The sequence below is a fragment of the Burkholderia arboris genome, from assembly GCF_902499125.1.
Classification (GTDB): Bacteria; Pseudomonadota; Gammaproteobacteria; order Burkholderiales; family Burkholderiaceae; genus Burkholderia; species Burkholderia arboris.
In genome coordinates this window covers 45,116-69,566 of record NZ_CABVPX010000019.1, presented here as the reverse complement: position 1 = coordinate 69,566, position 24,451 = coordinate 45,116, and the positions used below count along the sequence as shown (strand labels likewise).

The 24,451-nt window shown below is 69.1% G+C and carries 19 protein-coding genes, 1 tRNA gene, 1 pseudogene and 2 riboswitches; of the genes and pseudogenes, 6 read left to right on the top strand and 15 right to left on the bottom strand.

Annotated features, from left to right (window positions below):
- The first annotated feature begins 35 nt into the window (after window positions 1-35).
- Together BLA15945_RS22625 and BLA15945_RS22620 are read left to right on the top strand one after the other, a co-directional pair.
- A pseudogene (locus BLA15945_RS22625) lies at window positions 36-588 on the top strand (hypothetical protein).
- 210 nt (window positions 589-798) lie between these two features.
- Complete coding sequence (locus BLA15945_RS22620; RefSeq protein ID WP_059232772.1) at window positions 799-1,833, top strand: helix-turn-helix domain-containing protein; 1,035 nt, start codon at window positions 799-801, stop codon at window positions 1,831-1,833.
- Window positions 1,834-1,923: 90 nt separating this feature from the next.
- Here BLA15945_RS22620 and BLA15945_RS22615 read toward each other — a convergent pair whose 3' ends face one another.
- Together BLA15945_RS22615 and BLA15945_RS22610 are read right to left on the bottom strand one after the other, a co-directional pair.
- Complete coding sequence (locus BLA15945_RS22615; RefSeq protein WP_174993450.1) at window positions 1,924-3,030, bottom strand: glycosyltransferase family 9 protein; 1,107 nt, start codon at window positions 3,028-3,030, stop codon at window positions 1,924-1,926.
- Window positions 3,027-4,730, bottom strand: coding sequence for a thiamine pyrophosphate-binding protein (locus tag BLA15945_RS22610; RefSeq protein ID WP_174993419.1), 1,704 nt, complete (start codon window positions 4,728-4,730; stop codon window positions 3,027-3,029). Before BLA15945_RS22610 ends, BLA15945_RS22615 begins: the two co-directional genes overlap by 4 nt.
- Before the next feature lie 352 nt (window positions 4,731-5,082).
- On the opposite strand from BLA15945_RS22610, the gene vapB reads away from it, so the two are divergent.
- Both vapB and BLA15945_RS22600 read left to right on the top strand, forming a co-directional pair.
- Window positions 5,083-5,319: a type II toxin-antitoxin system VapB family antitoxin gene (gene vapB, locus BLA15945_RS22605; RefSeq protein WP_059236527.1), complete on the top strand. Its 237-nt coding sequence runs from the start codon at window positions 5,083-5,085 to the stop codon at window positions 5,317-5,319.
- Window positions 5,319-5,720, top strand: a complete 402-nt coding sequence (locus BLA15945_RS22600; RefSeq protein WP_174993418.1) for a type II toxin-antitoxin system VapC family toxin — start codon at window positions 5,319-5,321, stop codon at window positions 5,718-5,720. Before vapB ends, BLA15945_RS22600 begins: the two co-directional genes overlap by 1 nt.
- Window positions 5,721-5,789: 69 nt before the next feature.
- On the opposite strand, the gene BLA15945_RS22595 is transcribed toward BLA15945_RS22600, so the two are convergent.
- The 8 genes from BLA15945_RS22595 to BLA15945_RS22560 form a co-directional block, all read right to left on the bottom strand.
- Window positions 5,790-7,178 (bottom strand): L-serine ammonia-lyase, encoded by a 1,389-nt coding sequence (locus tag BLA15945_RS22595; RefSeq protein ID WP_059232769.1) that lies wholly within the window; start codon window positions 7,176-7,178, stop codon window positions 5,790-5,792.
- Between the two features lie 30 nt (window positions 7,179-7,208).
- Window positions 7,209-8,351, bottom strand: a complete 1,143-nt coding sequence (locus BLA15945_RS22590; protein WP_059236525.1) for an alginate lyase family protein — start codon at window positions 8,349-8,351, stop codon at window positions 7,209-7,211.
- A 151-nt stretch (window positions 8,352-8,502) separates the two neighbouring features.
- Window positions 8,503-11,430 (bottom strand): aminomethyl-transferring glycine dehydrogenase, encoded by a 2,928-nt coding sequence (gene gcvP / locus BLA15945_RS22585; RefSeq protein WP_059232768.1) that lies wholly within the window; start codon window positions 11,428-11,430, stop codon window positions 8,503-8,505.
- A 65-nt stretch (window positions 11,431-11,495) separates the two neighbouring features.
- On the bottom strand, window positions 11,496-11,876 hold the full coding sequence (gcvH, locus tag BLA15945_RS22580; RefSeq protein ID WP_059232767.1) for a glycine cleavage system protein GcvH: 381 nt from the start codon (window positions 11,874-11,876) through the stop codon (window positions 11,496-11,498).
- A 117-nt stretch (window positions 11,877-11,993) separates the two neighbouring features.
- On the bottom strand, window positions 11,994-13,112 hold the full coding sequence (gene gcvT / locus BLA15945_RS22575; protein ID WP_059232766.1) for a glycine cleavage system aminomethyltransferase GcvT: 1,119 nt from the start codon (window positions 13,110-13,112) through the stop codon (window positions 11,994-11,996).
- A gap of 83 nt (window positions 13,113-13,195) precedes the next feature.
- Window positions 13,196-13,329: riboswitch (glycine riboswitch) on the bottom strand.
- Window positions 13,330-13,363: 34 nt separating this feature from the next.
- Window positions 13,364-13,466: riboswitch (glycine riboswitch) on the bottom strand.
- Between the two features lie 120 nt (window positions 13,467-13,586).
- The gene (locus BLA15945_RS22570; protein ID WP_059232765.1) at window positions 13,587-13,955 is read right to left on the bottom strand and encodes a hypothetical protein; all 369 of its coding nucleotides are present in this window, start codon (window positions 13,953-13,955) and stop codon (window positions 13,587-13,589) included.
- 200 nt (window positions 13,956-14,155) lie between these two features.
- Entirely contained in the window at window positions 14,156-15,208 is a 1,053-nt protein-coding gene (locus tag BLA15945_RS22565; RefSeq protein WP_059232764.1) for an oxidoreductase, read from the bottom strand.
- A gap of 244 nt (window positions 15,209-15,452) precedes the next feature.
- Window positions 15,453-16,160 (bottom strand): SGNH/GDSL hydrolase family protein, encoded by a 708-nt coding sequence (locus BLA15945_RS22560; RefSeq protein ID WP_174993417.1) that lies wholly within the window; start codon window positions 16,158-16,160, stop codon window positions 15,453-15,455.
- 286 nt (window positions 16,161-16,446) lie between these two features.
- On the opposite strand from BLA15945_RS22560, the gene BLA15945_RS22555 reads away from it, so the two are divergent.
- Window positions 16,447-18,534 carry a UvrD-helicase domain-containing protein gene (locus tag BLA15945_RS22555; protein WP_059232762.1) on the top strand — a complete coding sequence of 696 codons (2,088 nt, stop codon included), beginning with the start codon at window positions 16,447-16,449 and terminating at the stop codon, window positions 18,532-18,534.
- An 83-nt stretch (window positions 18,535-18,617) separates the two neighbouring features.
- Here the strand turns inward: BLA15945_RS22555 and BLA15945_RS22550 are convergent, their stop codons facing one another.
- Window positions 18,618-19,499: a c-type cytochrome gene (locus BLA15945_RS22550; protein WP_174993416.1), complete on the bottom strand. Its 882-nt coding sequence runs from the start codon at window positions 19,497-19,499 to the stop codon at window positions 18,618-18,620.
- A 252-nt stretch (window positions 19,500-19,751) separates the two neighbouring features.
- Between BLA15945_RS22550 and BLA15945_RS22545 the strand changes: the two genes are divergently transcribed.
- Window positions 19,752-19,827, top strand: a tRNA-Arg gene (locus BLA15945_RS22545).
- Window positions 19,828-19,881: 54 nt separating this feature from the next.
- Here BLA15945_RS22545 and BLA15945_RS22540 read toward each other — a convergent pair.
- The 4 genes from BLA15945_RS22540 to BLA15945_RS22530 are packed head-to-tail and all read right to left on the bottom strand — an operon-like array spanning window position 19,882 to window position 24,451.
- Window positions 19,882-20,913, bottom strand: coding sequence for a tyrosine-type recombinase/integrase (locus tag BLA15945_RS22540; protein ID WP_407045110.1), 1,032 nt, complete (start codon window positions 20,911-20,913; stop codon window positions 19,882-19,884).
- The gene (locus tag BLA15945_RS38040) at window positions 20,826-21,248 is read right to left on the bottom strand and encodes a helix-turn-helix domain-containing protein (RefSeq protein ID WP_407045109.1); all 423 of its coding nucleotides are present in this window, start codon (window positions 21,246-21,248) and stop codon (window positions 20,826-20,828) included. The genes BLA15945_RS22540 and BLA15945_RS38040 overlap by 88 nt, the downstream gene beginning before the upstream one ends.
- A 42-nt stretch (window positions 21,249-21,290) precedes the next feature.
- On the bottom strand, window positions 21,291-21,662 hold the full coding sequence (locus BLA15945_RS22535) for a hypothetical protein (RefSeq protein WP_174993415.1): 372 nt from the start codon (window positions 21,660-21,662) through the stop codon (window positions 21,291-21,293).
- Window positions 21,659-24,451, bottom strand: a complete 2,793-nt coding sequence (locus tag BLA15945_RS22530; RefSeq protein ID WP_174993449.1) for a toprim domain-containing protein — start codon at window positions 24,449-24,451, stop codon at window positions 21,659-21,661. Before BLA15945_RS22530 ends, BLA15945_RS22535 begins: the two co-directional genes overlap by 4 nt.

The following is a 24,451-nucleotide window of genomic DNA, read 5'->3' as shown; positions in this document are numbered from 1 at the left end:
GGCACGGTGCGCCGATGCGTGCGACCACCCCCAGCATGGCTGAGCAGCCCCGATCCTTTCCGCGCCATCCCGTCTTTCACGCGGGCGAACTCCGAACTCGATTCGCAGCGCCGCTTCGGCGTGGCCGACGAAGCCGAGCGGATGCGTGACGTCGTGACGACGCGCCTGAACATCGGCGTGCGGCAGTTCGTCGAGTCGCAGCCGTTCATGTTCGCCGGCACCACAAGCGGCGCACGCGCATCCGTGACCTGCGACATCGTGCAGAGCCTGCGCGACGCGATCGGCGATCTGCTGCCGGTGGTGCGCGTGATCGACACGAAGACGCTGCGGTTCGCGTTGCCCGCGCATGGCGGCGACGGTGGCCGCATCGACGCGGCCGCGTGCGACGGCAGCGGTATCGGGTTGCTGTTCGTCGATTTCGTGCGCGGGATCCGCTACCGGATCAACGGCCGCGCGACGCTGCGGGCCGATCTGCCGGACGCGAATGCGCAGCCGTGGGCGGCGGGCAGCGCGATCGTGGCGCTGGCGATCGGGCAGGCGTACGGCAACTGCGGCACACGGGGTGCGCGGCCGAAGCCGGCCGGGTAGCCGGTATCCGGGGGCCATCCGCCCGCGGCGGCACATGCGCGGTTGCAGCGCGGCTCGCACCGGCGGCGTGCGCGGGACGCCGCCTTCGGGTGCGCCCGCATGGCGCGCGCCGGCCGGGCAGCGTGGCATGGCGGGCGGTTCGCGGGGCCGGGCGGTTCGGCACGGGACTTGCGTGACAGGCGCGGTTCCGCGCAGGTGAGGGAGGACACGATGGATCAACACGTGGCGTGTATTGAAGAACCGACCGCCGAAGACACGCGGCGCAACGCGCAGGGCGACGACGCACAGGCCGGGCAGGCCGTCGTCAGCGTCGCGCACGATGCCGACGAGCAGGCGCGCAACCTGATCGGCTGGCGGCAGACCTACGACCAGCTCGCGGCCGGCCGCTTCGTCGGCACGCTGACCGAGCTGCCGCTCGACACGATGAAGCTGTTTCGAGAATCGACGAGCCACCTGCTGCGCCAGGCGTGCGAAGTCCGCGGCGATGCGTACTGGTTCGGCATCCCGCTCGTGTGCGACGGCACCGCGCGCGTCGATGCGTGTCGCATCGGGCCCGGCGCCCTCGCATTCCGGCCCGGCAACGTCGAATTCGAACTGGTGACGCCCGCGCAGTTCTCGATCTACGGCGTCGTCGTGCGCGGCGACGTGCTGCGCCGCTATGCCGACGAAGTCGAGCGCCGTGCGCTCGACGAGCGGCTCTTCACACAGCGCGTGATGCAGGTCGGCGATGCGCGGCTCGCGCGCCTGTGCGCGCTGCTCGGCCGCCGCCTCGACGGCGCGGTGGCGGCGGCCGGTCCGCTGCCCGATGCGCAGCGCGACGACCTGCAGGCCGACGTGCTGGCCGCGCTGTTCGATGCGTGCGCGCAACCGGGTGACGACGGCGGCGGCGCCGCGCCGTCGACGCGCCGCTGGATCGTCGAGCAGGCGCGCGACTACGTGCTTGCGCACCGCACGCGCCCGGTCGGCGTGCCGGAGCTGTGCGAGCAGCTGCTCGTGAGCCGGCGGACGCTGCAGTACTGCTTCCAGGACGTGCTCGGGATGGCGCCCGCGACCTACCTGCGCACGCTGCGTCTGAACGGCGCGCGGCGCGATCTGTGCGGCCGCGCGGCCGGTTCGGTGCAGGATGTGGCCGAGGCGTGGGGCTTCTGGCACCTGAGCCAGTTCGCGACCGATTACCGGCGGCTGTTCGGCAAGCGGCCGTCGGAGACGCTGCGCGATCGTGCGGTGCGGGTCGCGGCGGGGTGAGGCGGGTCGCCGGAGGCGGCGCCGCGTCGGCGCTGGCTGCGTGCGCGGCTACGTGTTCGAGCGCTTGGCGGACGGCCGTATCGGGTTTGCTCAGCGGGCCGTCGCCGTTGCCGTCGCCGTCACGTCGCGCGGTGCGGGCCACGCCAGCGCGTCCCAGTCGACTGCGCGGTAAGCCGCTTCAACGGCAGCCAGATCGTCCGGCCGCTCACTGCGATGGAGTCCGCGCAATTCGGCGGGCAAATCGAGCGCGACCGGCACGCAATGCGGATAGTCGCGCACGCGCAGCGCTGGCGCGATCGTCGTGAAGCATGCGAGCGTCGGCACGTCGAAACCGTCGGCGAGATGCAATGCCGCCGTGTCCGGCGCGAACAGCAGGCTGGCGCCCTTGACCCAGGCGATGAAGCGCGCGGTGTCGGTCGCGTCGCTGCTCACGTCGACGTAAGCGGGATGCGCGACCGGGCCGAAGCCGACCACCGGCAACCCGTAGCGCTGCACGAGCCTTTCCACGAACTCCGCGCGCAGCACAGGCGGCACGCTGCGCACCGCGGTGCTCGCGTTCGGGCAGAACAGCACGTATGGCCGCTGCCACGCGGCCGGCAGCGCCGGCAGCGGCAGCCGCGCGAGCCAGCGGTTGCGCTTCGCGGCGGCCGGCACGGCGGCCGGGTCGACGCCGAGCGCGGCGAGGAAGAAATCGATCATCGGCAGCCGCGAGAACGCGGGCCAGTACAGGTGATTGCCAACGTCGATGCACGGTGCATCGGCGGGCAGCGCTGCCACGGGACACGGCAGCGCGTGCGACGGCGCGACGACGTCGGCCGCGAGCGCATACAACGCGTCAACATAGCGCGGCGCGCGGGTTGGCCGGTACAGCGTGAAGCGCAGGCCCGGATGGGCCGCTCGCAGCGCGGCGAGGGCGGTCAGCCCGATCGCCGAATCGCCGAGCGTGACGCCCATCCCGTTGATCACATGCACATGCCGCGCATCGTCGTAGTCGAGCCGGAACGGCCTGTGTGCGGCATGCAGCAGGCCGAGTGCGGGCGCAGCCGGCACGTGGCCGTCGGCCCGCCCGCCACCGTGCTCGACGTCGTACGGCGCGACGAGCGTGCCGTCCGGCGCGAGCAGCGTGCCGGGGCAGGCCAGCGCATCCTCGTGCGACAGCGCGACGTCAGCCGGCGCGGTGTGCGTATCCACCGCTATCCGCCGCGCGCGCGGCGGCCCTGCTCGCGGATCTGCTCGAGCGTCGCGGCCGGCGTGCTGGCGTCCTGCGGGATGCGGATCTCGATCACCGCAGGCAGCCCGCAAGTCAGCGCGCGTTCGAGCGCGGGCGCGAAATCGGCGGTGCGCTCGACCGTCTCGCCATGCGCGCCGAACGCACGCGCATACGCGGCGAAATCGGGGTTCGTGAGCCCCGTGCCGTGCACGCGGCCCGGGTAGTTGCGCTCCTGATGCATGCGGATCGTGCCGAAATGGCCGTTGTTGACGACGATCGCGACGATGTTCAGCCCGTACTGCATCGCGGTCGCAAGCTCGTTGCCGGCCATCATGAAGCAGCCGTCGCCCGCGAGCGCGACGACCGCGCGCGACGGGTACAGCGATTTCGCGGCGAGCGCGGCCGGCAGCCCGTAGCCCATCGCGCCGCTGGTCGGGGCGAGCTGCGAACGGAAGTGCCGGTACGCGAAGTGGCGATGCAGCCAGATCGCATAGTTGCCGGCGCCGTTGGTCAGGATCGCATCGTGCGGCAGGCGTTCGCGCAACTGCACCATCACGTCGCCGAGCTGCACGTCGCCGGGCATCGGCAGCGGCGCATGCCATTCGCGGTACGCGCGGTGCGCATCGGCGGCCGCGCCGGCCCAGACGGGACGTTCGGGCGGTTCGAGCGCGGCAAGCGGCGCGGCGATCTCGGGCATTCCCGACACGATCGGCAGGTCGGCCGCATACACGCGGCCGAGTTCATCGGCGCCCTGGTGCACGTGGATCAGCGTCTGGCGCGTCTTCGGGATGTCGAGCAGCGTGTAGCCGCCGGTCGTCGCTTCGCCGAGGCGCGGCCCGATCACGAGCAGCAGGTCGGCGTCGCGGATGCGTTTCGCGAGCGCGGGATTGATCCCGAGCCCGACGTCGCCTGCGTAGTTCGGGTGCGCGTTGTCGATCGTGTCCTGGAAGCGGAAGGCGCACGCGACCGGCAGTTGCCAGCGTTCGACGAAGGTGCGCAGGTTCGCGCAGGCGTCGGGCGTCCAGCCGCTGCCGCCGACGATCGCGAACGGCCGTTCCGCGCGTGCGAGCCGCTCGCGCAGTTCGTCGATCTGCGCGGCCGACGGCGCGGCCGCGATGCGTTTCGCGGCCGGAACGACGGGCTGCGCCGCGCACGCTTCGGACAGCACGTCCTCCGGCAGCGCGAGCACGACCGGGCCGGGGCGGCCGGACGTCGCGACGTGGAACGCATGGCTCAGGTATTCGGGGATACGGCGCGGGTCGTCGATCTGCGCGACCCATTTCGCCATCTGGCCGAACATCCGGCGGTAGTCGATTTCCTGGAAGGCTTCGCGGTCGAGGTGCTCGCGGGCGCACTGGCCGACGAACAGGATCATCGGCGTCGAATCCTGGAACGCGGTGTGCACGCCGATCGACGCATGGGTCGCGCCGGGCCCGCGCGTGACGAAGGCGACGCCGGGGCGGCCGGTCAGCTTGCCGACCGCTTCGGCCATGTTCGCGGCGGCCGCCTCGTGACGGCAGACGACCGTCTGGATGCGCGCGGTGTCGTCCGCCAGCGCATCGAGTACGGCGAGGAAACTCTCGCCCGGCACGCAGAACACGCGTTCGACGTGATTGGCGAGCAACGCATCGACGAGCAGTCGCGCACCGGTGGTGGCGCGCGGCTCGAGATCCTTGGAATGCGACATGGGCTGCCGTCTCCCTGGGTAGCGGGACGTACAGCTTACGCCCGTTGGCGGGGCGCTGAAAAGTGTCGGAACGCTGGGTGGTTCGGGGCACGCGCCAGAACTTCGGTTGGCCGGACGGCCAGCTTGTGCGTGTACGCCCAATGGTGAAAAGTGAGCGCTATGGATGTCGAGCGCGAATCTCCGCCTGCTCACCCGGGCGCAGGCGGGGCAGTGTCCGGAACTGAAAGACTGCGGGGCGGCGCTCACATGAGAATCGATATCCGGGTGGTGCACGATGTACACACATGGATTTACATTGCCCGCTGCATAGTATGATGTACATCCATCGTACATCCGATTGTGGGAGATCGACGTGCATACCACCAGGGTATTTCGGAACGGTAACTCGCAGGCCGTGCGGATTCCTGCGGACCTTGCCTATGAGCGCAGCGACATGGAACTCGAAATCGAGCGGGTGGGCGACGAAATCCGTATTCGGCCCACTCGGAGACCTTTGACCCACGTACTCGAGAAGTTCGCGAACTTCGGGCCGGATTTCATGGCCGAGGGGCGCGGCGATCAGGAGCAGGCCGAGCGCGAGGGCTTGTGATGCCGCGTTACATGCTCGACACCAACATGTGCATCTATCTGATCAAGAATCAGCCGGAGCAGGTCGCGAGACGGTTCGCGCAGTGTTACAGCGGAGATGTCGTGATGTCGGCGATCACCTATGCCGAACTCGAGTACGGTGTCGCGGCGTGCGCGAATCCTGTCCGCGAGCGTCGCAATCTTGCTGCGCTGATCGAGGACATCCCCGTTGCTCCGTTCGACACGGCGGCCGCGCAAGCATACGGCCCGGTTCGGGAAGCGACGCGCGAGCGGAAGAAGGATCATCTCGACAAACTGATCGCCGCGCATGCGGTGTCGCTCGATGTGGTCCTGGTGACCAACAACGAACGGGATTTTGCGAGTTATCCGGGATTGCGGCTGGAGAACTGGTTGAACGATTGATTCGTGCCAGCCGCCGTCAGGCGGTCATGCGGGACTTCGGAGTGTCCCGCATGACCGCCTGATCCGGCATCAGCACTCGACGATATTGACGGCCAGCCCGCCGCGCGACGTTTCCTTGTACTTCGTCTTCATGTCGGCGCCCGTCTCGCGCATCGTCTTGATCACGGAGTCGAGCGACACGTAGTGCGAGCCGTCGCCGCGCAGCGCCATGCGCGCCGCGTTGACGGCCTTCACCGACGCCATCGCGTTGCGCTCGATGCACGGGATCTGCACCATCCCGCCGACCGGGTCGCAGGTGAGGCCGAGGTTGTGTTCCATCCCGATTTCGGCTGCGTTCTCGACCTGCTGCGGCGTGCCGCCGAGCACGGCCGCGAGCGCGCCGGCCGCCATCGAGCACGCGACGCCCACTTCGCCCTGGCAGCCGACTTCCGCGCCCGAGATCGAGGCGTTGAGCTTGTAAAGAATGCCGATCGCGGCGGCCGTCAGCAGGAAGTCGATCACGCCCTGTTCGTTCGCACCGGGCGTGAAGCGCGTGTAGTAGTGCAGCACGGCGGGGATGATGCCGGCCGCACCGTTGGTCGGCGCGGTGACGACGCGGCCGCCGGCGGCGTTTTCCTCGTTGACCGCGATCGCGTACAGGTTGATCCAGTCGATCATCGACAGCGGATCCTGCAGCGCGCGCTCGGGGCTGCCCGTCAGCGTGCGGTACAGCTGCGGCGCGCGGCGCTTGACCTGGAACGGGCCGGGCAGGTTGCCGTCGGCATCGGGGTTGCCGATCCCGCAACCGCGCGACACGCACGACTGCATCACGGCCCAGATCTTCAGCAGCCCGTCGCGCGTTTCCTCCTCGGTGTGCCACGCGCGCTCGTTGTCCCACATCAACTGCGCGATCGACTTGCCGGTCGATTCGGTCAGCGCGAGCAGCTCCGCGCCGGTGCGGAACGGGTGCGTCATCTGCTCGGCCGCGCTCAGCACCTTCGTGTTCGGCGCGCCGGCCGTCACGACGAAGCCGCCGCCGACCGACAGGTAGGTGCGCTCGACCAGTACCTCGCCGTTCGCGTCGGATGCGCGCAGTTTCATCCCGTTCGGATGCTCGGGCAGCGCCTGGCGGTAGAACGCGATGTTCTCCTTCAGCACGAACGGCACCGGATGCGTGCCCAGCAGCGCGAGTTTCTTCGACTTGCGGACTTCTTCGAGCCGCGCGTCGATGGTTTCGGGATCGACGGTGTCGGGCGCGTCGCCGAGCAGCCCGAGCATCACGCCGCGGTCGGTGCCGTGGCCCTTGCCGGTGGCGCCGAGCGAGCCGTACAGCTCGACCTTCACGTGCGCCGTCGCATCGAGCTGCCCGTCGCGCTCGAGGCCCTGGACGAACATCAGCGCCGCGCGCATCGGCCCGACCGTGTGCGAGCTGGACGGACCGATGCCGATCTTGAAGAGGTCAAATACGCTGACTGCCATTTCGATACCTGCCTTGCTATAAGAATAATGCTAGCGCGCCTGCAATGGCAGGCACGCGGCGAGCCATGCGGGTGGCGTTGGGGAAAGCTGCTGCGCGACGCGGGCGTAGCGCCCGTCGAGCCGCGCGGCCAGATGAAAGAGTTCGGTGGCGTTTTTCGGGTCCCACTGCCCCGTGTAGCCCGGCAAGCCGGCCTCGCGGCGCTTCGCGTCGAACGGCACCGGCGAATTCACGAATTCCTCGTGCGTCTTCTCGCCGAGTGCATACGGCACGAGCCAGTCGAGCGCGGCCGCAAGCGTCGCGCCGTTCGCGCCGCGTTCGCGCAGCCAGTTGCGGTTGAAGCGGCGCGCGGCGAGCGCAGCCGTCACCAGCGGCTGCAGATCGTAGACCGCGTAATGCAGCGCATCGCGTTCCTCGAAGTCCCACGTCTTGCCGTCCGGGCCGATGTTGTCGGCGAGATGCTCGACGAACAGCCGCTGCGCGGCGTTCATCATCTTGCGGTCACCGAGCGTGAACGCGGACAGCGCGATCAGCTTGATCCGGTGGCTCTGCCAGTTGTTGCGCCAGGTGCCGGCGAGCGGGCGCTTCTGCGCATCGATCTGCGCGACATAGCCGGCGCCGAGCTTCGCGATGAACGCGGCCGTCGCGTTGCGGGTCTTCACCGGCAGTGCGCTCGCGGTCATGTCGTACGCGATGATCAGGCTGTCGAAGCGCGTCTCGTCGATCGGATTGAAACTCGGCTGGTAGGTCGCGACCCACGCGGACAGGAAGCGGTCGACGAGCTGCAGGTAGCGCGGCGCGTTCGTCACGCGCCACGCCAGCGCCGCGTCGCGCATCAGGTCGAGATCCTTCAGCGCGGCCGCGCTCTGGTCGTAGATCCCTTCGTGCGGCAGCGTGCCCTCGGTGTGCACGCGCGCCATTGCCTTCGGCTGCTCGCCGATGCGCGCGTCGACACTGCGGATCAGCGCCTGCACGCCCGGTTCGGCCTGCGTCGTCTCGCTCGCCTGCAGCGCCGGCGCCGCGCAGAAATTCATCGCGGCGTGCGCATGGCCGGACGCGCCGAGGCCGGCGGCGGCCAGCGACAGCGAGGCGACGAGCATCGGCACGAACCGGCCTGCGCGCGTGCGCGGCCGCCACTTGACTGCACCATGGCCCGGAAACATCGGACGCACCATGCGGAACTCCTTCATTGGCTGGATCGCGTGTGATGTTAGCCGGATTGGCGGGGGAACGTGAACCGGTTCGCCCGGCGAACGCAAAAACCGCACGCAACCCCGGGTTGCGTGCGGTGCGGTCACCATCGGGCGGCTCCGGGCCTGGCGTGCGTTATGCGTATTCCGACATCGGCACGCACGAGCAGAACAGGTTGCGGTCGCCGTACACGTTGTCCGCGCGGCCGACCGGCGGCCAGTACTTGTTCGTGCCGAGCGATGCGACCGGGTACGCAGCCTGCTCGCGCGAGTACGCGTGCGGCCATTCGTTCGCGGTGACGACAGCCGCCGTGTGCGGTGCGTGACGCAGCGGGTTGTCCTCGCGATCGGCGCGGCCTTCCTCGACTGCACGGATTTCGTCGCGGATCGCGATCATCGCGGCGATGAAGCGGTCGAGTTCTTCCTGCGATTCCGATTCGGTCGGCTCGACCATCAGCGTGCCCGGCACCGGGAAGCTCATCGTCGGCGCGTGGAAGCCGTAGTCCATCAGGCGCTTCGCGACGTCGTCGACGCTGATGCCGCTCGATTCCTTGATCGGACGCAGGTCGAGAATGCACTCGTGCGCGACCAGCCCGCCCGGGCCCGAATACAGCACCGGGTAGTGCGGCGCGAGGCGCTTCGCGATGTAGTTCGCGTTGAGGATCGCGGTTTCCGTCGCGGCGGTCAGGTTCTTCGCGCCCATCATCGCGATGTACATCCACGAGATCGGCAGGATCGACGCCGAGCCGTACGGGGCGGCCGACACCGCGCCGATGCCGTTTTCGTCGCGCGAGTAGCCGGTCGAACGCTGGTTCGGCAGGAACTTCGCGAGGTGCGCGCCGACCGCGACCGGGCCGACGCCCGGGCCGCCACCGCCGTGCGGGATGCAGAAGGTCTTGTGCAGGTTCAGGTGCGACACGTCGCCGCCGAACTGGCCCGGTGCGGTCAGGCCGACCATCGCGTTCATGTTCGCGCCGTCGACGTACACCTGGCCGCCGTGCGCATGGACGATCTCGCAGATCTCGCGGACGTTCTGCTCGAACACGCCGTGCGTCGACGGATACGTGATCATGATCGCCGCGAGGTCCTTCGCGTGCTCGTCGGCCTTCGCCTTCAGATCGGCGATGTCGACGTTGCCCTGTGCGTCGCACGCGACGACCACGACCTTCATGCCGGCCATGTGCGCGGACGCCGGGTTCGTGCCGTGCGCGGATGCCGGGATCAGGCACACGTCGCGATGCGCTTCGCCGCGCGATGCGTGGTAGGCGTGAATGATCAGCAGGCCCGCGTACTCGCCCTGCGAGCCGGCGTTCGGCTGCAGCGACACGGCCGCGTAGCCGGTGGCCGCGACGAGCATCTGCTCGAGCTGGTCGATCATCTCGCGGTAGCCGACGGTCTGCTCGGCCGGTGCGAACGGGTGGATGCCGCCGAACTCGGGCCACGTGACCGGCAGCATTTCCGACGTCGCGTTCAGCTTCATCGTGCACGAGCCGAGCGGGATCATCGAGCGGTCGAGCGCGAGATCCTTGTCCGACAGGCTGCGCAGGTAGCGCAGCATTTCGGTTTCGGAATGGTGGCGGTTGAACACGTGGTGCGTCAGGTACGCGCTCGTGCGCTCGAGGCCGGCCGGCAGCGCGGCGACGCCGGCAAGGCCTGCGTCCAGCGCGTCGACGGCCGGTGCGGTGCCGCCCGCGGCCTGCGCGAACACGGCGAGCAGATCGGCGAGGTCATCGCGCGTCGTCGTTTCGTCGACCGACACGCCGACTTGCGTGTCGCTCACGCGGCGCAGGTTGATGCGCTTGGCCTTCGCGAATTCATGGACCTGCGCGGTGCGCGCGCCGGTGTCGATCGTCAGCGTGTCGAAGAACGTGTCGTTGGCGGTCGTGAAGCCGAGCTGCTTCACGCCGGCGGCGAGCAGCGCCGCGATGCGGTTCACGCGCAGCGCGATCGTCTTCAGGCCGTGCGGGCCGTGGTAGACCGCGTACATGCTGGCCATGATCGCGAGCAGCGCCTGCGCGGTACACACGTTCGACGTCGCCTTTTCGCGGCGGATATGCTGTTCGCGCGTCTGCAGCGCGAGGCGCAGCGCGGGCTTGCCCTGCGCGTCGACCGTCACGCCGACGAGGCGGCCCGGCATCTGGCGCTTGAATTCGTCACGCACCGCGAGATACGCGGCGTGCGGGCCGCCGAAGCCCATCGGCACGCCGAAGCGCTGCGTGTTGCCGATCGCGACGTCCGCGCCCCATTCGCCGGGCGGCGTCAGCACGGTGAGCGCGAGCAGGTCGGCCGCGACGACCACGTGGCCGCCGGCCGCGTGGATCGCCTCGGTGAGCGCGCGGTAGTCGCGCACGTCGCCGTTCACGCCCGGGTATTGCAGCAGCACGCCGAATGCGTTTGCCTGCGCGGCGTCGGCGGCCGGGCCCGTCTTGACCTCGATGCCGACCGGCAGCGCGCGTGTGCGGATCACTTCGAGCGTTTGCGGCAGCACGTCGTCGGCGACGTAGAACACGTTCGACGCCGGCTTGCCGGTACGCTGCAGCAGCGTCATCGCTTCGGCCGCGGCGGTTGCTTCGTCGAGCAGCGACGCGTTCGAGATCGCGAGGCCCGTCAGGTCGGCGACCATCTGCTGGAAGTTCAGGAGCGCCTCGAGGCGGCCCTGGGAAATTTCAGGCTGGTACGGCGTGTAGGCCGTGTACCACGCCGGGTTTTCGAGCACGTTGCGCAGGATGACGGCCGGCGTGTGCGTGTCGTTGTAACCCTGGCCGATGTACGAGCGGAACACCTGGTTCTTGTCCGCGAGAACCCGCAGCGCGGCGAGGGCTTCGGCCTCGCTCTTCGGCTGCGCGAACGGGCCGAGCGGCAGCGTTTCGGCGCGGCGGATCGAGGCCGGGATCACGGCGTCCATCAGGGCGGCGCGCGACGCAAAGCCGAGCGTGTCGAGCATGGCCTGCTGGCTGGCGGCGTCGGGGCCGATGTGGCGTTCGGCGAACGCGTCGTGCGTTTCGAGCGCGGCGAGCGAGAGGGGCGTGCGGTTCATCAGGCGGTCCGGGTGTTCGAGCTTCATGGCGTGACTCTGGTCCCGCGCGGGACGGGGCGGCTGACCGGCCCCGCGCGGTTCGGGTAAGGAAATTAGTCGATCAGCTTGGAGTAGGCGGCAGCGTCGAGCAGGCTGTCGGTCGATGCGCCGGCCGCGAGCTTGATCTTGAACAGCCACGTGTCGTACGCGTCGCTGTTCACCTCTTCCGGCGTGTCGACTGCGTCCGCGTTGATCGCGACCACCTCGCCCGACACCGGCGAATAGATGTCCGACGCGGCTTTCACGGATTCGACGACGCCGATCGCGTCGCCTGCCTTCACCTGCTTGCCGACGGGCGGCAGTTCGAGGAAAACGATGTCGCCGAGCGTGTTCTGCGCGTGATCGGTGATGCCGATCGTCAGCGTGCCGTCGGCTTCAGTGCGGATCCACTCGTGTTCGTCGGTGTACTTCAGATCGGCCGGGACGTTGCTCATCGGATGCTCCTGATAAAAAGGGTTTGTTCGTTTTGCTGGCACGCCGCCGGGGCGCGCCGGATGTGGTTGCGCCGGGCGCCATCTCCCGGCTTACCGGGAGGGGGGGCCCCCCGGCCGTTACGCAGCGAGGACCTTGCCGTTGCGCACGAACGGCAGTTTTACCACGCGCGCGGGAAGATTCTTGTCTCGAATTTGCACCTGGATCAGGTCGCCGATCTGGACGGCGGCCGGCACGCGGGCGAACGCGATCGATTCCTGCATCGACGGCGAGAACGTGCCGCTCGTGATCTCGCCTTCGCCGTGCGGCGTGACGACCTTCTGGTGCGCGCGCAGCACGCCGCCCGCCTTGCCGTTTTCCTTCTGCAGGATCAGGCCGACGAACGCGGCGCGCGTGCCGTTGGCTTCCAGTGCGGCGCGGCCGACGAAGTCGCGCGGCGCAGTGAGGTCGATCGTCCATGCGAGGCCCGCGTCGAGCGGGGAGACGGTGTCGTCCATGTCCTGGCCGTACAGGTTCATGCCGGCCTCGAGGCGCAGCGTGTCGCGCGCGCCGAGCCCGCACGGGCGCACGCCGTTTTGCTGCAGCGCGGTCCACAGCGCTTCGACGTGCACGGCCGGGACGATCACTTCGAAACCGTCTTCACCGGTATAGCCGGTGCGCGCGACGGTGAGATCGCCGAACGGCGTGGCGGCGACCTGCGCGGCGTTGAACGGCTTCAGCTCGCTGGTGGCGGCGCGTGCGGAAGGCACCGTGGCCCACACTTTTTCGCGGGCGTTCGGGCCCTGTACGGCGACGATCGCGAAATCGCGGCGCGGCGCGATCGTGAGGCCGTAGCCGCCTTGCTCGTTCAGCTGGTTGAACCACGCGATGTCTTTCTCGGCGGTGCCGGCGTTGACGACCACGCGGAAGAATTCTTCGGTGAAGTAATAGACGATCAGATCGTCGATGACGCCGCCCTGCGGGTTGAGCAGGCACGAGTAGAGTGCCTTGCCGGGCGTCTTGAGCTTGCCGACGTTGTTCGCGATCGCATGCTCGAAGAATGCGCGCACGCGGCTGCCGGTGAAGTCGACCACGCACATGTGCGACACGTCGAACATGCCGGCGTCGGTGCGCACGGCTGCGTGTTCTTCGATCTGCGAGCCGTAGTTGACGGGCATGTCCCAGCCGCCGAAGTCGACCATGCGGGCATTGAGCGCGCGGTGCGCGGCGTTGAGCGGGGTGTGATTCAGTGCAGTCATCGAGGCCTCAGGCAAGGCGCTTGCGCGCGGATCAGAACGGCCATGTGCCGACCGCCGCGGCCGATGGCCTCAAGCGATCCGGTACATGCCCCTCTGTCCTCGATACCTGAGAGATTGCGCTGCGGGCAAAGCCCGGCGAACGCGCGCCCCTTCGGTGGGCAGCTTGCCCGCGCAGCCAATGCGCTGCGGGCTACTGCCGCTCTCCAGAGTGCGGGGAGTGTGTGGCCCGCGCAATGCGCGGACGCAATTCCCCGACGCGGTCGGTCCTTTTGCCTGAGAGTTTGCGGGTGTGCCCCTTCGGCGGCGCAACCGGTGGCGAAACCACCCGGTCACACGCTCTCCCGACGCGTGCGGGCGACTGTACGCGAGCAGGTGGGCCTTGTCAATTTGGGCAAAAGAATGTCGCTTCGCGACAAGCGGCGGCAGCCGGTGCCGCCGCTTTTCTCCGCGCCGGCCGGCGCCGGCGCCGGCGCGTTACTCGCCGATCGCGCGTGCGGCCGTGTCGAGTTCCTGGTTCAGCACGCGCTGCTCGTCGCCGGACAGGCCGCCGTTGTGCTGGGCCGACATGTCGCTCGCTTCCTGGCGGATCACGTCGAGGCGGTGGTGCAGCTGTGCGCCGTACGGCGGCGGGTAGTAGCCGCCGTTCACGCGCGCGTCGATGCGGCGGTGCAGGTTGTCGATCCGGCCCTGGACCTCCTGCATGCGGTCGTTCGCGACGACCTGCGGATTCGGTCGCGGCGGGGGCGGAGGCGCCTGTCGGACCGGCCGCTGCGGCTGCACGATACAGGCCGCGAGCGAGGAAACCAGGACGCAGCATGCTGCTGCGCGAATCAACCGTTGCATCACATTCTCCTGACGGATTGGTGTCGGATCGACTTTTTGAGAAACGCATCAGACCGGGCGACCGCTGACTTTCGTTCCCGCACCATTTGTAACGGAATGTTCGGGACCGTGCCGGCGCGGCGGCTGACGCAGGGCCGCTGCCCGCGTGCGGCGCGGGATGGCGGCAGTGGCCGGGTCGGCACCGACCCGGCCGGCGGCCATCATACGGTGCGGCGCACGAACGGCAGCCGGCGGCCGTCGTGCTCGCTCTGCGCGGCGAGCTCGATGATCGTCATCACGTCGACGGCATCCTGCGCGGTGACAGGGAACGGCGCGCCGTCGCGGATCGACGCGGCGAGCGCGCGGTAGAACTCCGCGTACTGGCCGTCGAGCGTCGGTACCGGGCGTTCGACCTCGACGTCGCCGTCGAGCACGCGCAGCAGGCCGGGCGGGTTGCCGCCGCCGAATTCGACGTCGTCCGCGGTGAGGCCGGCCTTCAGCTGGTCTTCCTGCGTGTCGAGTCCGAACTTCTGGTAGCTGCCGCGCGTGCCGTGCAGCGTGAAGCGCGCGGGCTCGATCGCCGACAGCGCGCTCGCATGCAGCGCGACGTCCTTGTCCGGATAGCCGAGCAGCAGGTGGACGAAATCGGGCGCCGTGCCGTTGTCGCGGCGTGTCTTGACGGTGGCGCTCACCGTTTCCGGCAGGCCGAACAGCGCGAGCGCCTGGTCGATCAGGTGCGGGCCGAGGTCGAGCAGCAGGCCGCCGCCGCGGGCCGGTTCCTCGCGCCAGCGCGTGCGCGGCGTCGGCCGGAAGCGGTCGAAGTGCGACGCGAAGTAGGTGAGGCGGCCGAGTTCGCCCGATTTGACGATGTTGCGCACGGTGAGGAAGTCGCCGTCCCAGCGGCGGTTGTGGAACGGCGCAAACAGCCGGCTGCGCGCGTTCGCGAGGCGTGAGAGCGCGAGCGCCTCGTCGGCGGTGAGCGTGACGGGCTTGTCGACGACCACGTGGCGGCCGGCTTCGAGCACCTGGCGCGCGAGCGTGAAGTGCGTGTCGTTCGGCGTGGCGATCACCACGCACTCGATGTCGTCGAGGCCGAGCAGCGTGTCGAGATCGGGGACGACGCGCGCGCCCGGATACGCGGCCTGCGCGCGATCGGGCTGACCCGTCGCGATCGCGGCGACTTCAGTGCGGCCGCTTGTGGCGATCACCGGCGCGTGGAACGTCGCGCCGGCGAAACCGAAACCCATCAAACCAATCCTGAGCAATGACGACATGGCAATCCCTGGCTGCGAAGGAAACTAAAGGATGGCGCGCCGAAACGGCGCGCAGACGACCGGCTATTTTGGCATGGCGCCGCCGCTTGCACAGACGCGTTGGGCGAAACGCGCGATGCGATGCGGCGCTTGCGCAAGGAACGGCGGCGTTTTGCGCAGGCCCGCGCACCGTGCCCGATATGGCCGCCTGCCCGGGGGCGGACGAACGACCGGCGCGCGGCCATCGAGCCGCGATCGAGCCGCGTCATCCGGCCGCCCGCTGCCGCACGGACGCCGCGACCTGCGCGGCCCACGTCGCGCATGCGGATGCGCCGGGATGAAAGCCGTCGGCGGCCATCAGGTGGCGCTCGAGCGGCAGGTCGACCCGCAGGAGCGTGCAATGCGGCTGCGCGCCCGCCCAGCCGGCGAGTGCCGCGTTGAGCCGCTTCGCGCGCAGCCCGAGGTACCACGCGAGCGGCTGCGGCAGCGCCGGGAAGCGCTCCATCGGCGGCACTGCCGACAGGATCGCGTGCCCGACCCGGAAGCGCGCGGCAAGCAGCCGGACCAGCTCGGCCTGCTGCGCCAGCCAGCGTGCCGGCGGCACGCCGCCCGTTACGTCGTTGACGCCGAGCGACGTGACGGCCACGTCGAACGGTTCGGCCGGTTCGGCGGCGAGCCAGTCGACGAGTTCCCGCGTGGTCAGGCCCGTGCGTGCGAGCAGCTTCCAGCTCACGCGGTGCGTGGCCGCCAGCGCGTTCACCAGTTGCCCGGACAGCGCGTCGCGTTGCGTGGCGACGCCGACGCCCGCGGCGGCCGAATCGCCGACCACCAGTACGCGCAGCGGCGGGCCGTCGCCGGCTACGCCGTCGCGCGGGCCGGCCGCCTCGGGCAACCGCGGCGTGACGCGGCGCACGTAGCGGCCTTGCGCGAACAGCAGCGGGCCGAGGGCGGCGGTGGCGAACGGGTATCCCATGAGGTCGATCCGGTAGTGGTTCAGGCGAATGAAATCGGGCCGGAGCGGGCGGCGCCGGGGGAAACATATTGTGGCCGATCGGTGCGCGAACGGGGCCGGATTGGCCGGACGGACAGGGCGCGCCCGGCCGGTCGGCCTGCGCGGCCCCGTCCGGCGGCGCTCCCGAAATACGCGCCGCCGACGTGTTAACATGCGCGTCCTGCCCGCGTGTCCGCCTGCTTCGCCAGCCTGCCGCGCACGGCATCCTCCCGGCGCTCCGCCGTCAACCGCAACACCATCCGCCATCATGTCAGCAGGCCTCAATCCCGCTCAGAACGAAGCGGTGCGCTACCTCGACGGTCCCTGTCTCGTGCTCGCCGGCGCGGGCAGCGGCAAGACCCGCGTGATCACGCAGAAGATCGCGCACCTGATCGAAGCCAAAGGCTTCGAGCCGCGCCACATCGCGGCCGTCACGTTCACGAACAAGGCGGCCGCCGAAATGCGCGAGCGCGTGTCGAAGCTGCTCGAGGGCAAGACGCTCACCACGCCCGGCAAGGAAGGCCGCAAGGTGCCCGTCAACCAGCTCACCGTCTGCACGTTCCATTCGCTGGGCGTGCAGATCCTGCGGCAGGAGGCCGAGCACGTCGGGCTGAAGCCGCAGTTCTCGATCATGGATTCGGACGACTGCTTCGGGATGATCCAGGAGCAGCTCGGTACGACCGACAAGGGGCTGATCCGCAAGATCCAGAGCATCATCTCGCTGTGGAAGAACGGTCTGATCATGCCCGACGAGGCGATGGCGATCGCGGCCAACGAGGACGAGCACCAGGCTGCGATCGTCTACCGCAACTACGTCGCGACGCTGCATGCGTACCAGGCGGTCGACTTCGACGACCTGATCCGCCTGCCGGCCGAGCTGTTCGCGAAGAACGAGCAGGTACGCGACCGCTGGCAGAACAAGCTGCGCTACCTGCTGATCGACGAGTACCAGGACACCAACGCGTGCCAGTACGAGCTGGTGAAGCTGCTCGCAGGCCCGCGCGCCGCGTTCACGGCGGTCGGCGACGACGACCAGGCGATCTACGGCTGGCGCGGCGCGACGCTCGAGAACCTCGCGCAGCTCGGCAAGGATTTCCCGAAGCTGCACTTGATCAAGCTCGAGCAGAACTACCGGTCGACGGTGCGGATCCTGACCGCCGCGAACAACGTGATCGCGAACAACCCGAAGCTGTTCGAGAAGAAGCTGTGGTCCGAGCACGGGATGGGCGATTCGATCACCGTCACGCCGTGCAACGACGAGGAGCACGAGGCCGAATCGGTCGTGTTCCGGCTGTCCGCGCACAAGTTCGAGCGGCGCGCGCAGTTCCGCGACTACGCGATCCTGTATCGCGGCAACTTCCAGGCGCGCATCTTCGAGCAGGTGCTGCGGCGCGAGCGGATCCCGTACGTGCTGTCGGGCGGCCAGTCGTTCTTCGACAAGGCCGAGATCAAGGATCTGTGCGCGTATCTGCGGCTGATCGCGAACGCCGACGACGATCCCGCGTTCATCCGCGCGATCACGACGCCGCGTCGCGGGATCGGCAACACGACGCTCGAGGCGCTCGGCTCGTTCGCCGGGCAGGCGAAGGTGTCGCTGTTCGAGGCCGTGTACATGGGCGGGATCGAGGCGCGGCTGTCGGCGCGCCAGGTCGAGCCGCTGCGGATGTTCTGCGATTTCATCCAGCGCCTGACCGAGCGCGCCGACAAGGAGCCCGCGACCGTCGTGCTCGACGACATGATGGAGGCGATCCACTACGAGGCGTACCTGTACGACGCGTTCGACGAGCGGCAGGCGCAGTCGAAGTGGCAGAACGTGCTCGAATTCCTCGAATGGCTGAAGCGCAAGGGTACCAAGCCCGAGACGGAGGCCGTCGACGGCGAGGCCGAAGGCTTCCACAACGCGGACGGGCTTGCCGATACGGGCAAGAACCTGCTCGGCCTGATCCAGACCGTCGCGCTGATGTCGATGCTCGAGGGCAAGGAAGAGGATCCGGACGCCGTGCGGCTGTCGACCGTCCATGCGTCGAAGGGGCTCGAGTATCCGCACGTGTTCCTGGTCGGCGTCGAGGAGGGCATCATGCCGCACCGAGGCGGCAGCGAGGACGACGGCCCGATCGACAGCGAGCGGATCGAGGAAGAGCGCCGGCTGATGTACGTCGCGATCACGCGCGCGCAGCGCAGCCTGCACCTGAACTGGTGCAAGAAGCGCAAGCGGGCGCGTGAGACGGTGGTGTGCGAGCCGTCGCGTTTCATCCCGGAGATGGGGCTCGACGAAGCGCCGCCGCCGACGCCGGAAGAGGCGCCGATGTCGCCGAAGGACCGGCTCGCGAGCCTGAAGGCATTGCTGCAGAAGTGATGCGGCGGTCCGGTGGACCGGAAAGACAAAACCCCCGCGATGCGCGTGCGTCGCGGGGGTTTTTTACGGATGGCCCGGCGCGGCTACTTCGACGCGTTGACCATGTAGTCGACGGCCGCCTTCACGTCGGCGTCCGACGCGTTCGACCCGCCCTTCGGCGGCATTGCGCCCTTGCCGTGCAGCGCATAGTTGTAGACCGAATCCATCGAGTCCTTCAGGCGCGGCGCCCAGTCCTCCTTGCTGCCGAACTTCGGTGCGCCGAGTACGCCGGCCCCGTGGCAGGCCACGCAGGTCGACGAATACAGCGCCTTGCCGGCCGTTGCCGCATCGGCGGCCGGAGCGGCGGCGGGCTTTTCGCCGGCCTTCGGGATCGCGGCGATCGCGGCCATTGCAGCGGCAGCCTGCGCGTTCGACGCGTCGGCGCCCGATGCGGCGGCGCCGGCGGCGGGCGCTGCATTGGCGGCCGGTGCGGCCGGTTCGGGGAAGTTCGCGCCGTCGTTGTTCGCCATGTAGACGATCGCGCGGGCGATTTCATAGTCGCTGACGTCGTCGGGGCTCGTGCCGCCGCGCGGCGGCATCGCGCCCTTGCCGGCGAGGGCCGTCTTCAGCAGCGTGTCGAAGCCTTGCGAGATGCGCGGCGCCCAGTCGTCCTTGTTGCCGAACTTCGGTGCGCCAGCGGCGCCCGTGCCGTGACAGGTCACGCAGACAGCCTTGTAGACCTCCTCGCCGGTCTTGTACGTGCGGGGCGCGTTGGCGTCCTTCACGTCGACCTTCGCGAGTGGCGCGATCCGCGCGGCGACCTGCTCGTCGGATAGCGCGTCCGTGCCGGCGCCGGAACGGAACGCATGGTTCGCATAGTTGGCGAACAGGACGATCAGGATGATCGGAATCGCGAACGACGCGATGATGACGGCAATCAGCTGCCCGGGTGTTTTGACGGGGGATTCGTGGGGTGCTTCGCTCATGCTTGCCTCGTCTCCATGAATAGGAATTGTGAGCGCGGTGCAACGGCAAAATGGCAGTCCAATGAAGCACGGACGATTATAGACGGAACGTTTACATCACGGCGAGCGGTCCGATGGCGCGTGTTTACCCGCACGCAGCATGGCCCGGCGGCGATTCGGCGGGCAAGGTGGACGCGTCTTGGGAAACCGGGTATCCTTGCCGTCTTGCCAATCGTGGGCGGCCTGTAATATGGGGTCGCTTCACTGTCTCACGCGCCCGTAGCTCAATGGATAGAGTACTGCCCTCCGAAGGCAGGGGTTGCTGGTTCGATCCCAGCCGGGCGCGCCAAGCCTGATCAGGTTTTCAGCGGTTTTCCCCCATCGTCTTGCAGCACCGTTGCAGCTAAATTGCAGCCGGGATCGGCATCGGCTCGGCCGTCAGCGGCGCGACCCATTGCGCCAGATGATCGGCCGACAGGTGCGCGTACCGCTGCACCATTTCCATCGTTTCCCATCCGCCCAGTTCCTTCAACACCTGCAGCGGCGTGCCGCGCTGCACGTGCCAGCTCGCCCAGGTGTGGCGCAGGTCGTGCCAGCGGAAGTCGTGCAGGCCGGCGCGCTGCAGCGCCTTGGCCCAGGCGGCCGTGGCCGTCTGGTGAACCGGCTTGCCGCGATAGACGAACACGCTGTCCGTGCAGTCCGGCGCCCGCGGGGTCGCGCGCTGACGATGCAGCACGGCGATCGCGGTGTCCGACAGCGGCACCGTGATCGCCTTCCTGGCCTTGGCCTGATCGGGATGGATCCAGGCGACGCGCCGCGCGAGGTCGACCTGCGACCACTGCAGCCCGGTCACGTTGGCGCGGCGCAAGCCGGTCTCGAGACTGAAGCGCGCCATGTCGGCGAGGTGCGCGGGCAGTTCGGCGAGCAACCGCTCCGCCTCGGCCGGCGTCAGCCAGCGGATGCGTTTCGAGACGACCTTCGCGCGTTTGGTGACCGGCGCGCGCGCCAGCCATTCCCATTCGACGGCCGCGTTCAGGACGGCTTTCAGCACGCCGATCACGCGGCGCACGGTGGCGTCGCTGACGGGCCGGCCGGTCTCGACGACACCGTGGCGCGTGCGCACCGTGCGCGGCTCGCGACGCTTGGCGAGCGCAATCGCATCGACGCGGCTCCGGTCGATATCGGCCAGCGCGACGCCGGACAGGTGCCGGTCGAGCCAGCGCAGATGGATCTTCGACGTCTCCAGGCTCGCGAGGCCCGAGCGCTCGCCCACGTAACGGACGACCGCATCGTTCCACGAATGGCGCGGCTTCGTGCCGAGCCGCGCCTGGTTCCACAGGTCGACCTTCAGCCGGTCGTGGAATTCCTGGGCCTGCGCTTTGTCGCGGGTGCCAGTGCTTCCCTGTATCGGCGTTCCGCCGCCAGGGGGGTACAGCTTGTATTGCCAGTTCGGGCTGGTTGTTCGTTTGTAGAGCGACATGGGCGGGTTTCCTGTTGCTGTTGCCGATCGTCCTGCGCGGCGCTCGGGAGCCATTCCCCGGCGAGGTAGCGCTGCAGGGCCATGATGGAAAAGATCCAGCGCTTGCCGACCTTGCGGCCCGGCAGCATGCCGGCCCGGGCCTTCAGGCGCACCGTTTCGGGATGCGCGCCGAGCAGGGCCGCGGCGCCGGGCAAGTCGACGGTCGCCGCGTTCGCGTCGTCGGCAGGCCGTGCGCCGGGCTGGCACGCAGCGCAACTCGTGGAATGATGGATGGCGTGTGAAGTGCGCATAACACGTTGATATTCAAGAGATTTGATTGCCATCGGTTGCCATCATTCACGCGTGGCGGCCGCGCCGGACCCGTGGCGCGAAACGGCGGCATCGATCGCGACCGATGGCAGCGCGCGCCCGACTCGTGGTGTGCGATGGCGGCCGGTTGCTGCGGCTTCCGCGTCCTCTTTCTTCTTTTCTTTCAATACTTTGAAGAGAGAAGAAAAGGAGGCCGCCGCGGCCCGCGGGTCAGCCGGACTCATGGCAAAAGCGGTGTGACTCGTGGCGATTGCCGTGCAACGCAAGGCGGCAGTTCCCTCGACAATCAAGGACTTGCGAGCATCGACCGCCGAAATCCACGACTCGCATGCGCTGCCTGCCGGCTCCCCGTCGCATCCGGAGCCCGCCAGCCGGGTTGCCGGGGCGCGGGTCATGCGCGGCCTCCTTGCAGCGCGTCGGTCGCCAGGTCCTCGCGAACCGACACGTGCAGGCCGAATGCGGCCAGGCGCTCGAGCGACACCGGCGTCAGATACGGCACGCGGCGCATGTAGATGCGGCGCTCGACCTCCTTCTCGCCGACCACGACACCGGCGTGCTTGAGCTGCGCCTTGAACACGCGGTCGGACTTCACGGGCAGGCCGTTCCATTTGTCGCGTAGCGCGCTCGTGTGCGCGAGGTGATCCATCACGTGCCCGGTGCGCAGCAGCAGGCAGAACTCGCCGTCGACGGTGTCGAACGTGTACGGATGCTTGTAGTTGCCGCCGTCGATTTCGGACAGCACCGTCTCCATGATCCAGACCCACGGTTCGCGGTCGGCGCTCGTTTCCGCGACGTGGCCGTTCATCTCGGCGATCAGGTCGCGCGGGAAATCGCCTTCGCTCGGGTCCATGCCGGCGAACTCGCACAGGTAGCGCCATGCGAGTCCGACCGCCGCGTAGTTGCCGGCCATGCGCCGCGCGCCGTCGTCCTCGCCGCTGGCGCGGCAGCCGGCGAGCGCCTTGTCGCGCAGCGTCGCGTATTGATCCAGCGCCGCACGCCGGTCGAGCCCGGTCAGGAAGTCGAGCCATTGCCGGACCGGGAAGCGCGGCAGGTCGTCGGGCAGCAGCGGCCCGCGCTTGCCGGTCAGCGTCGTGCGCACGAGCTTGCCGAGCAGGCTGCGCACCGGCACGTCCTCGCCGGCGAGCATCACGGGTGCGCACAGCAGGTATTCGGTCATGTCGGTGCCGCGCCGCGTCACCGTGTACTGGTAGTTCTCCTGCAGCAGCCCGACCGCCTTGTCGATCACGTCCTGCCGGCGGGCCGACAGCTCTTCCCAGCCGACCGGGTGGCTCGTGTGGCTGATGCTGGTCAGCAGCCGGAACTCGGTCTGCAGCGACTGCCCCGAGAACATCGTGAACGCGAGCGAGCGCTCGAGCCGCTTGATGAGCGTCGACTTGCCCGCGCCCTTGTTCGCCTGGATCGTGAGGTGCGGCCAGAAGCCGAGCAGCGCCTTCAGATGGCCGCCGAGCGCCCACACGAGCGGGATCGTCGCGGCGTTCTGCCGGAACGTCGTCTGGTAGGCCGAGATCACGCGGCGTGCATCGCTCACCGGGCCGCCCGGGAACGTCAGGTTGTGGTACGGGCACTGCTTGTCCGCTTCGGTGAAGTAGCAGTCGGGGCCTTCGTTGACGATCAGCCGGCCGTCGCGCCACGCGAGCCCGACGAAGTTCGCGGCGCGGCGCGCGCCCAGGTCGGCGCCGCGCTCCAGGATGTTCACCATCCGCTTGAACGGCGCAGGCGCCCAGATCGGGCCGAACTTGCCCCACTGGTCGACGTTGTGCAGCTGGTCGTCGAGCATCACGCGGCGGATCAGCTGCGCGCCGTGCCGCGGCGCCTGCACCGACACCGCAAAGTAGACGGTGGGCGCCTGGTCGGCGTCGCCCGTCATCGTCGAGGTGGCGCTCGCGACGGCCACGCGGCTGATGCCGGCGATGCGAAAGCCGCACAGATCCGTCGTCACGGGCGTGTCGACGCCCGATTCCTCGTTGCGATCCATCTTGGTGATGTAGCTCGTGAAATCCGGCCGCACGCGAAACCGCCAGTACTGCGCGAAGTCGTGCGGCGGCAGGAAGATGCGCGGCCGGCCGCGGCGCGACGCGTCGCCGGGCAGGCCCGCGACCAGCCAGGGTTCGAGCTGGTCGAGCGCGCGCGCCAGGCCGGCCGGGCCGCGCAGTTGCAGGTAGTCGTTCACGTCGTTGATCGGCGTGCGTGCGGCGTCGCCGTCCGCCAGATCCGCGAGCCAGTCCGACTGGTCGACCAGCACGGCGCTGATGTCGAGTGCCGTCAGCCGTTCGTGGAGAGCCCACGCGGCCTCCGGGCCGGGGCGCTGCCCGGCGCGCGGGTGGCCGTCCGCGAACGGCTCGTCGTTGTCCAGGCAGATCGTGACCTGCTTGCCGCGCAGGAACGTGAAGTCGATGCGCTCGACGTTCGCCAGGCCGCGCAGCGCGAGCGCGGCCGTGCCGGGCAGCGCGCAGGTGTCGATCGACAGCGCGTTGATCGCGCTCTCGACGACGACCACGCGCTTCGCGCGGTCGAGCCGGCGCGCGTCGGCGGTCCACGCGTAGCCGGCCTTGTCGCCCTGGGTCTGCGTCTTGACGTCACCGTTGAGGGCGGGATCGACGTAGCGCATGTCGACGGCGACGACGCGTGCGTCTCCTGGTGCGCGCACGATGAAGGCGGCCGCAGGGCCGCCGTGGCCGACTTCGCCGGCGGCGATCTTCGGGCTCGTCCACGAATTGAAGCCGAGGGTGCGCGCGGCAAGTGCCGCGTCGATCGCCGCGGCGGCAATGCCGCGGCCGCCGAGGTAGTCGCGCACGCGCTCGCGCTCGGCCGCGCACCGGTCGGCGATGTACTCGACGGTCGATTTCTCGCGACGCTCCGCCGGTGCCGGCCGCTCGGACGGGAGGCCGTACGCGTCGTGGAGATAGCGGACGGCGTCGGCGACGGTGCCGCCGCGCGCGTGGATCACCAGGTCGATGCAGGATCCGCCGGCATCGGCGCTGTGGTCGCGCCAGCCGGTGCCGTACTTCGGGTGGTTCGCATAGATCGACAGCGACGGGCTGCGGTCCGCGTGCTGCGGCGAGTGGTAGAGCGCGCGGTCGCCGCCGCGGCCGCGCTTCAGGCCGAGACGGCCCGCCAGGTCGTGCAGGTCGATGTGTCGTTTCAGTTCGTCGATCGAAGCCAT

What these genes read in the sequence shown, in the direction of transcription:
- BLA15945_RS22620 (WP_059232772.1), top strand. Translation starts at nt 799, where the DNA reads ATGGATCAACACGTGGCGTGTATTGAAGAACCGACCGCCGAAGACACG.
- BLA15945_RS22610 (WP_174993419.1), bottom strand. Translation starts at nt 4,730, where the DNA reads ATGTCGCATTCCAAGGATCTCGAGCCGCGCGCCACCACCGGTGCGCGA.
- BLA15945_RS22600 (WP_174993418.1), top strand. Translation starts at nt 5,319, where the DNA reads ATGCCGCGTTACATGCTCGACACCAACATGTGCATCTATCTGATCAAG.
- BLA15945_RS22595 (WP_059232769.1), bottom strand. Translation starts at nt 7,178, where the DNA reads ATGGCAGTCAGCGTATTTGACCTCTTCAAGATCGGCATCGGTCCGTCC.
- BLA15945_RS22590 (WP_059236525.1), bottom strand. Translation starts at nt 8,351, where the DNA reads ATGGTGCGTCCGATGTTTCCGGGCCATGGTGCAGTCAAGTGGCGGCCG.
- gcvP (WP_059232768.1), bottom strand. Translation starts at nt 11,430, where the DNA reads ATGAAGCTCGAACACCCGGACCGCCTGATGAACCGCACGCCCCTCTCG.
- gcvH (WP_059232767.1), bottom strand. Translation starts at nt 11,876, where the DNA reads ATGAGCAACGTCCCGGCCGATCTGAAGTACACCGACGAACACGAGTGG.
- gcvT (WP_059232766.1), bottom strand. Translation starts at nt 13,112, where the DNA reads ATGACTGCACTGAATCACACCCCGCTCAACGCCGCGCACCGCGCGCTC.
- BLA15945_RS22570 (WP_059232765.1), bottom strand. Translation starts at nt 13,955, where the DNA reads ATGCAACGGTTGATTCGCGCAGCAGCATGCTGCGTCCTGGTTTCCTCG.
- BLA15945_RS22565 (WP_059232764.1), bottom strand. Translation starts at nt 15,208, where the DNA reads ATGTCGTCATTGCTCAGGATTGGTTTGATGGGTTTCGGTTTCGCCGGC.
- BLA15945_RS22560 (WP_174993417.1), bottom strand. Translation starts at nt 16,160, where the DNA reads ATGGGATACCCGTTCGCCACCGCCGCCCTCGGCCCGCTGCTGTTCGCG.
- BLA15945_RS22555 (WP_059232762.1), top strand. Translation starts at nt 16,447, where the DNA reads ATGTCAGCAGGCCTCAATCCCGCTCAGAACGAAGCGGTGCGCTACCTC.
- BLA15945_RS22550 (WP_174993416.1), bottom strand. Translation starts at nt 19,499, where the DNA reads ATGAGCGAAGCACCCCACGAATCCCCCGTCAAAACACCCGGGCAGCTG.
- BLA15945_RS38040 (WP_407045109.1), bottom strand. Translation starts at nt 21,248, where the DNA reads ATGCGCACTTCACACGCCATCCATCATTCCACGAGTTGCGCTGCGTGC.
- BLA15945_RS22535 (WP_174993415.1), bottom strand. Translation starts at nt 21,662, where the DNA reads ATGACCCGCGCCCCGGCAACCCGGCTGGCGGGCTCCGGATGCGACGGG.
- BLA15945_RS22530 (WP_174993449.1), bottom strand. Translation starts at nt 24,451, where the DNA reads ATGGCTTCGATCGACGAACTGAAACGACACATCGACCTGCACGACCTG.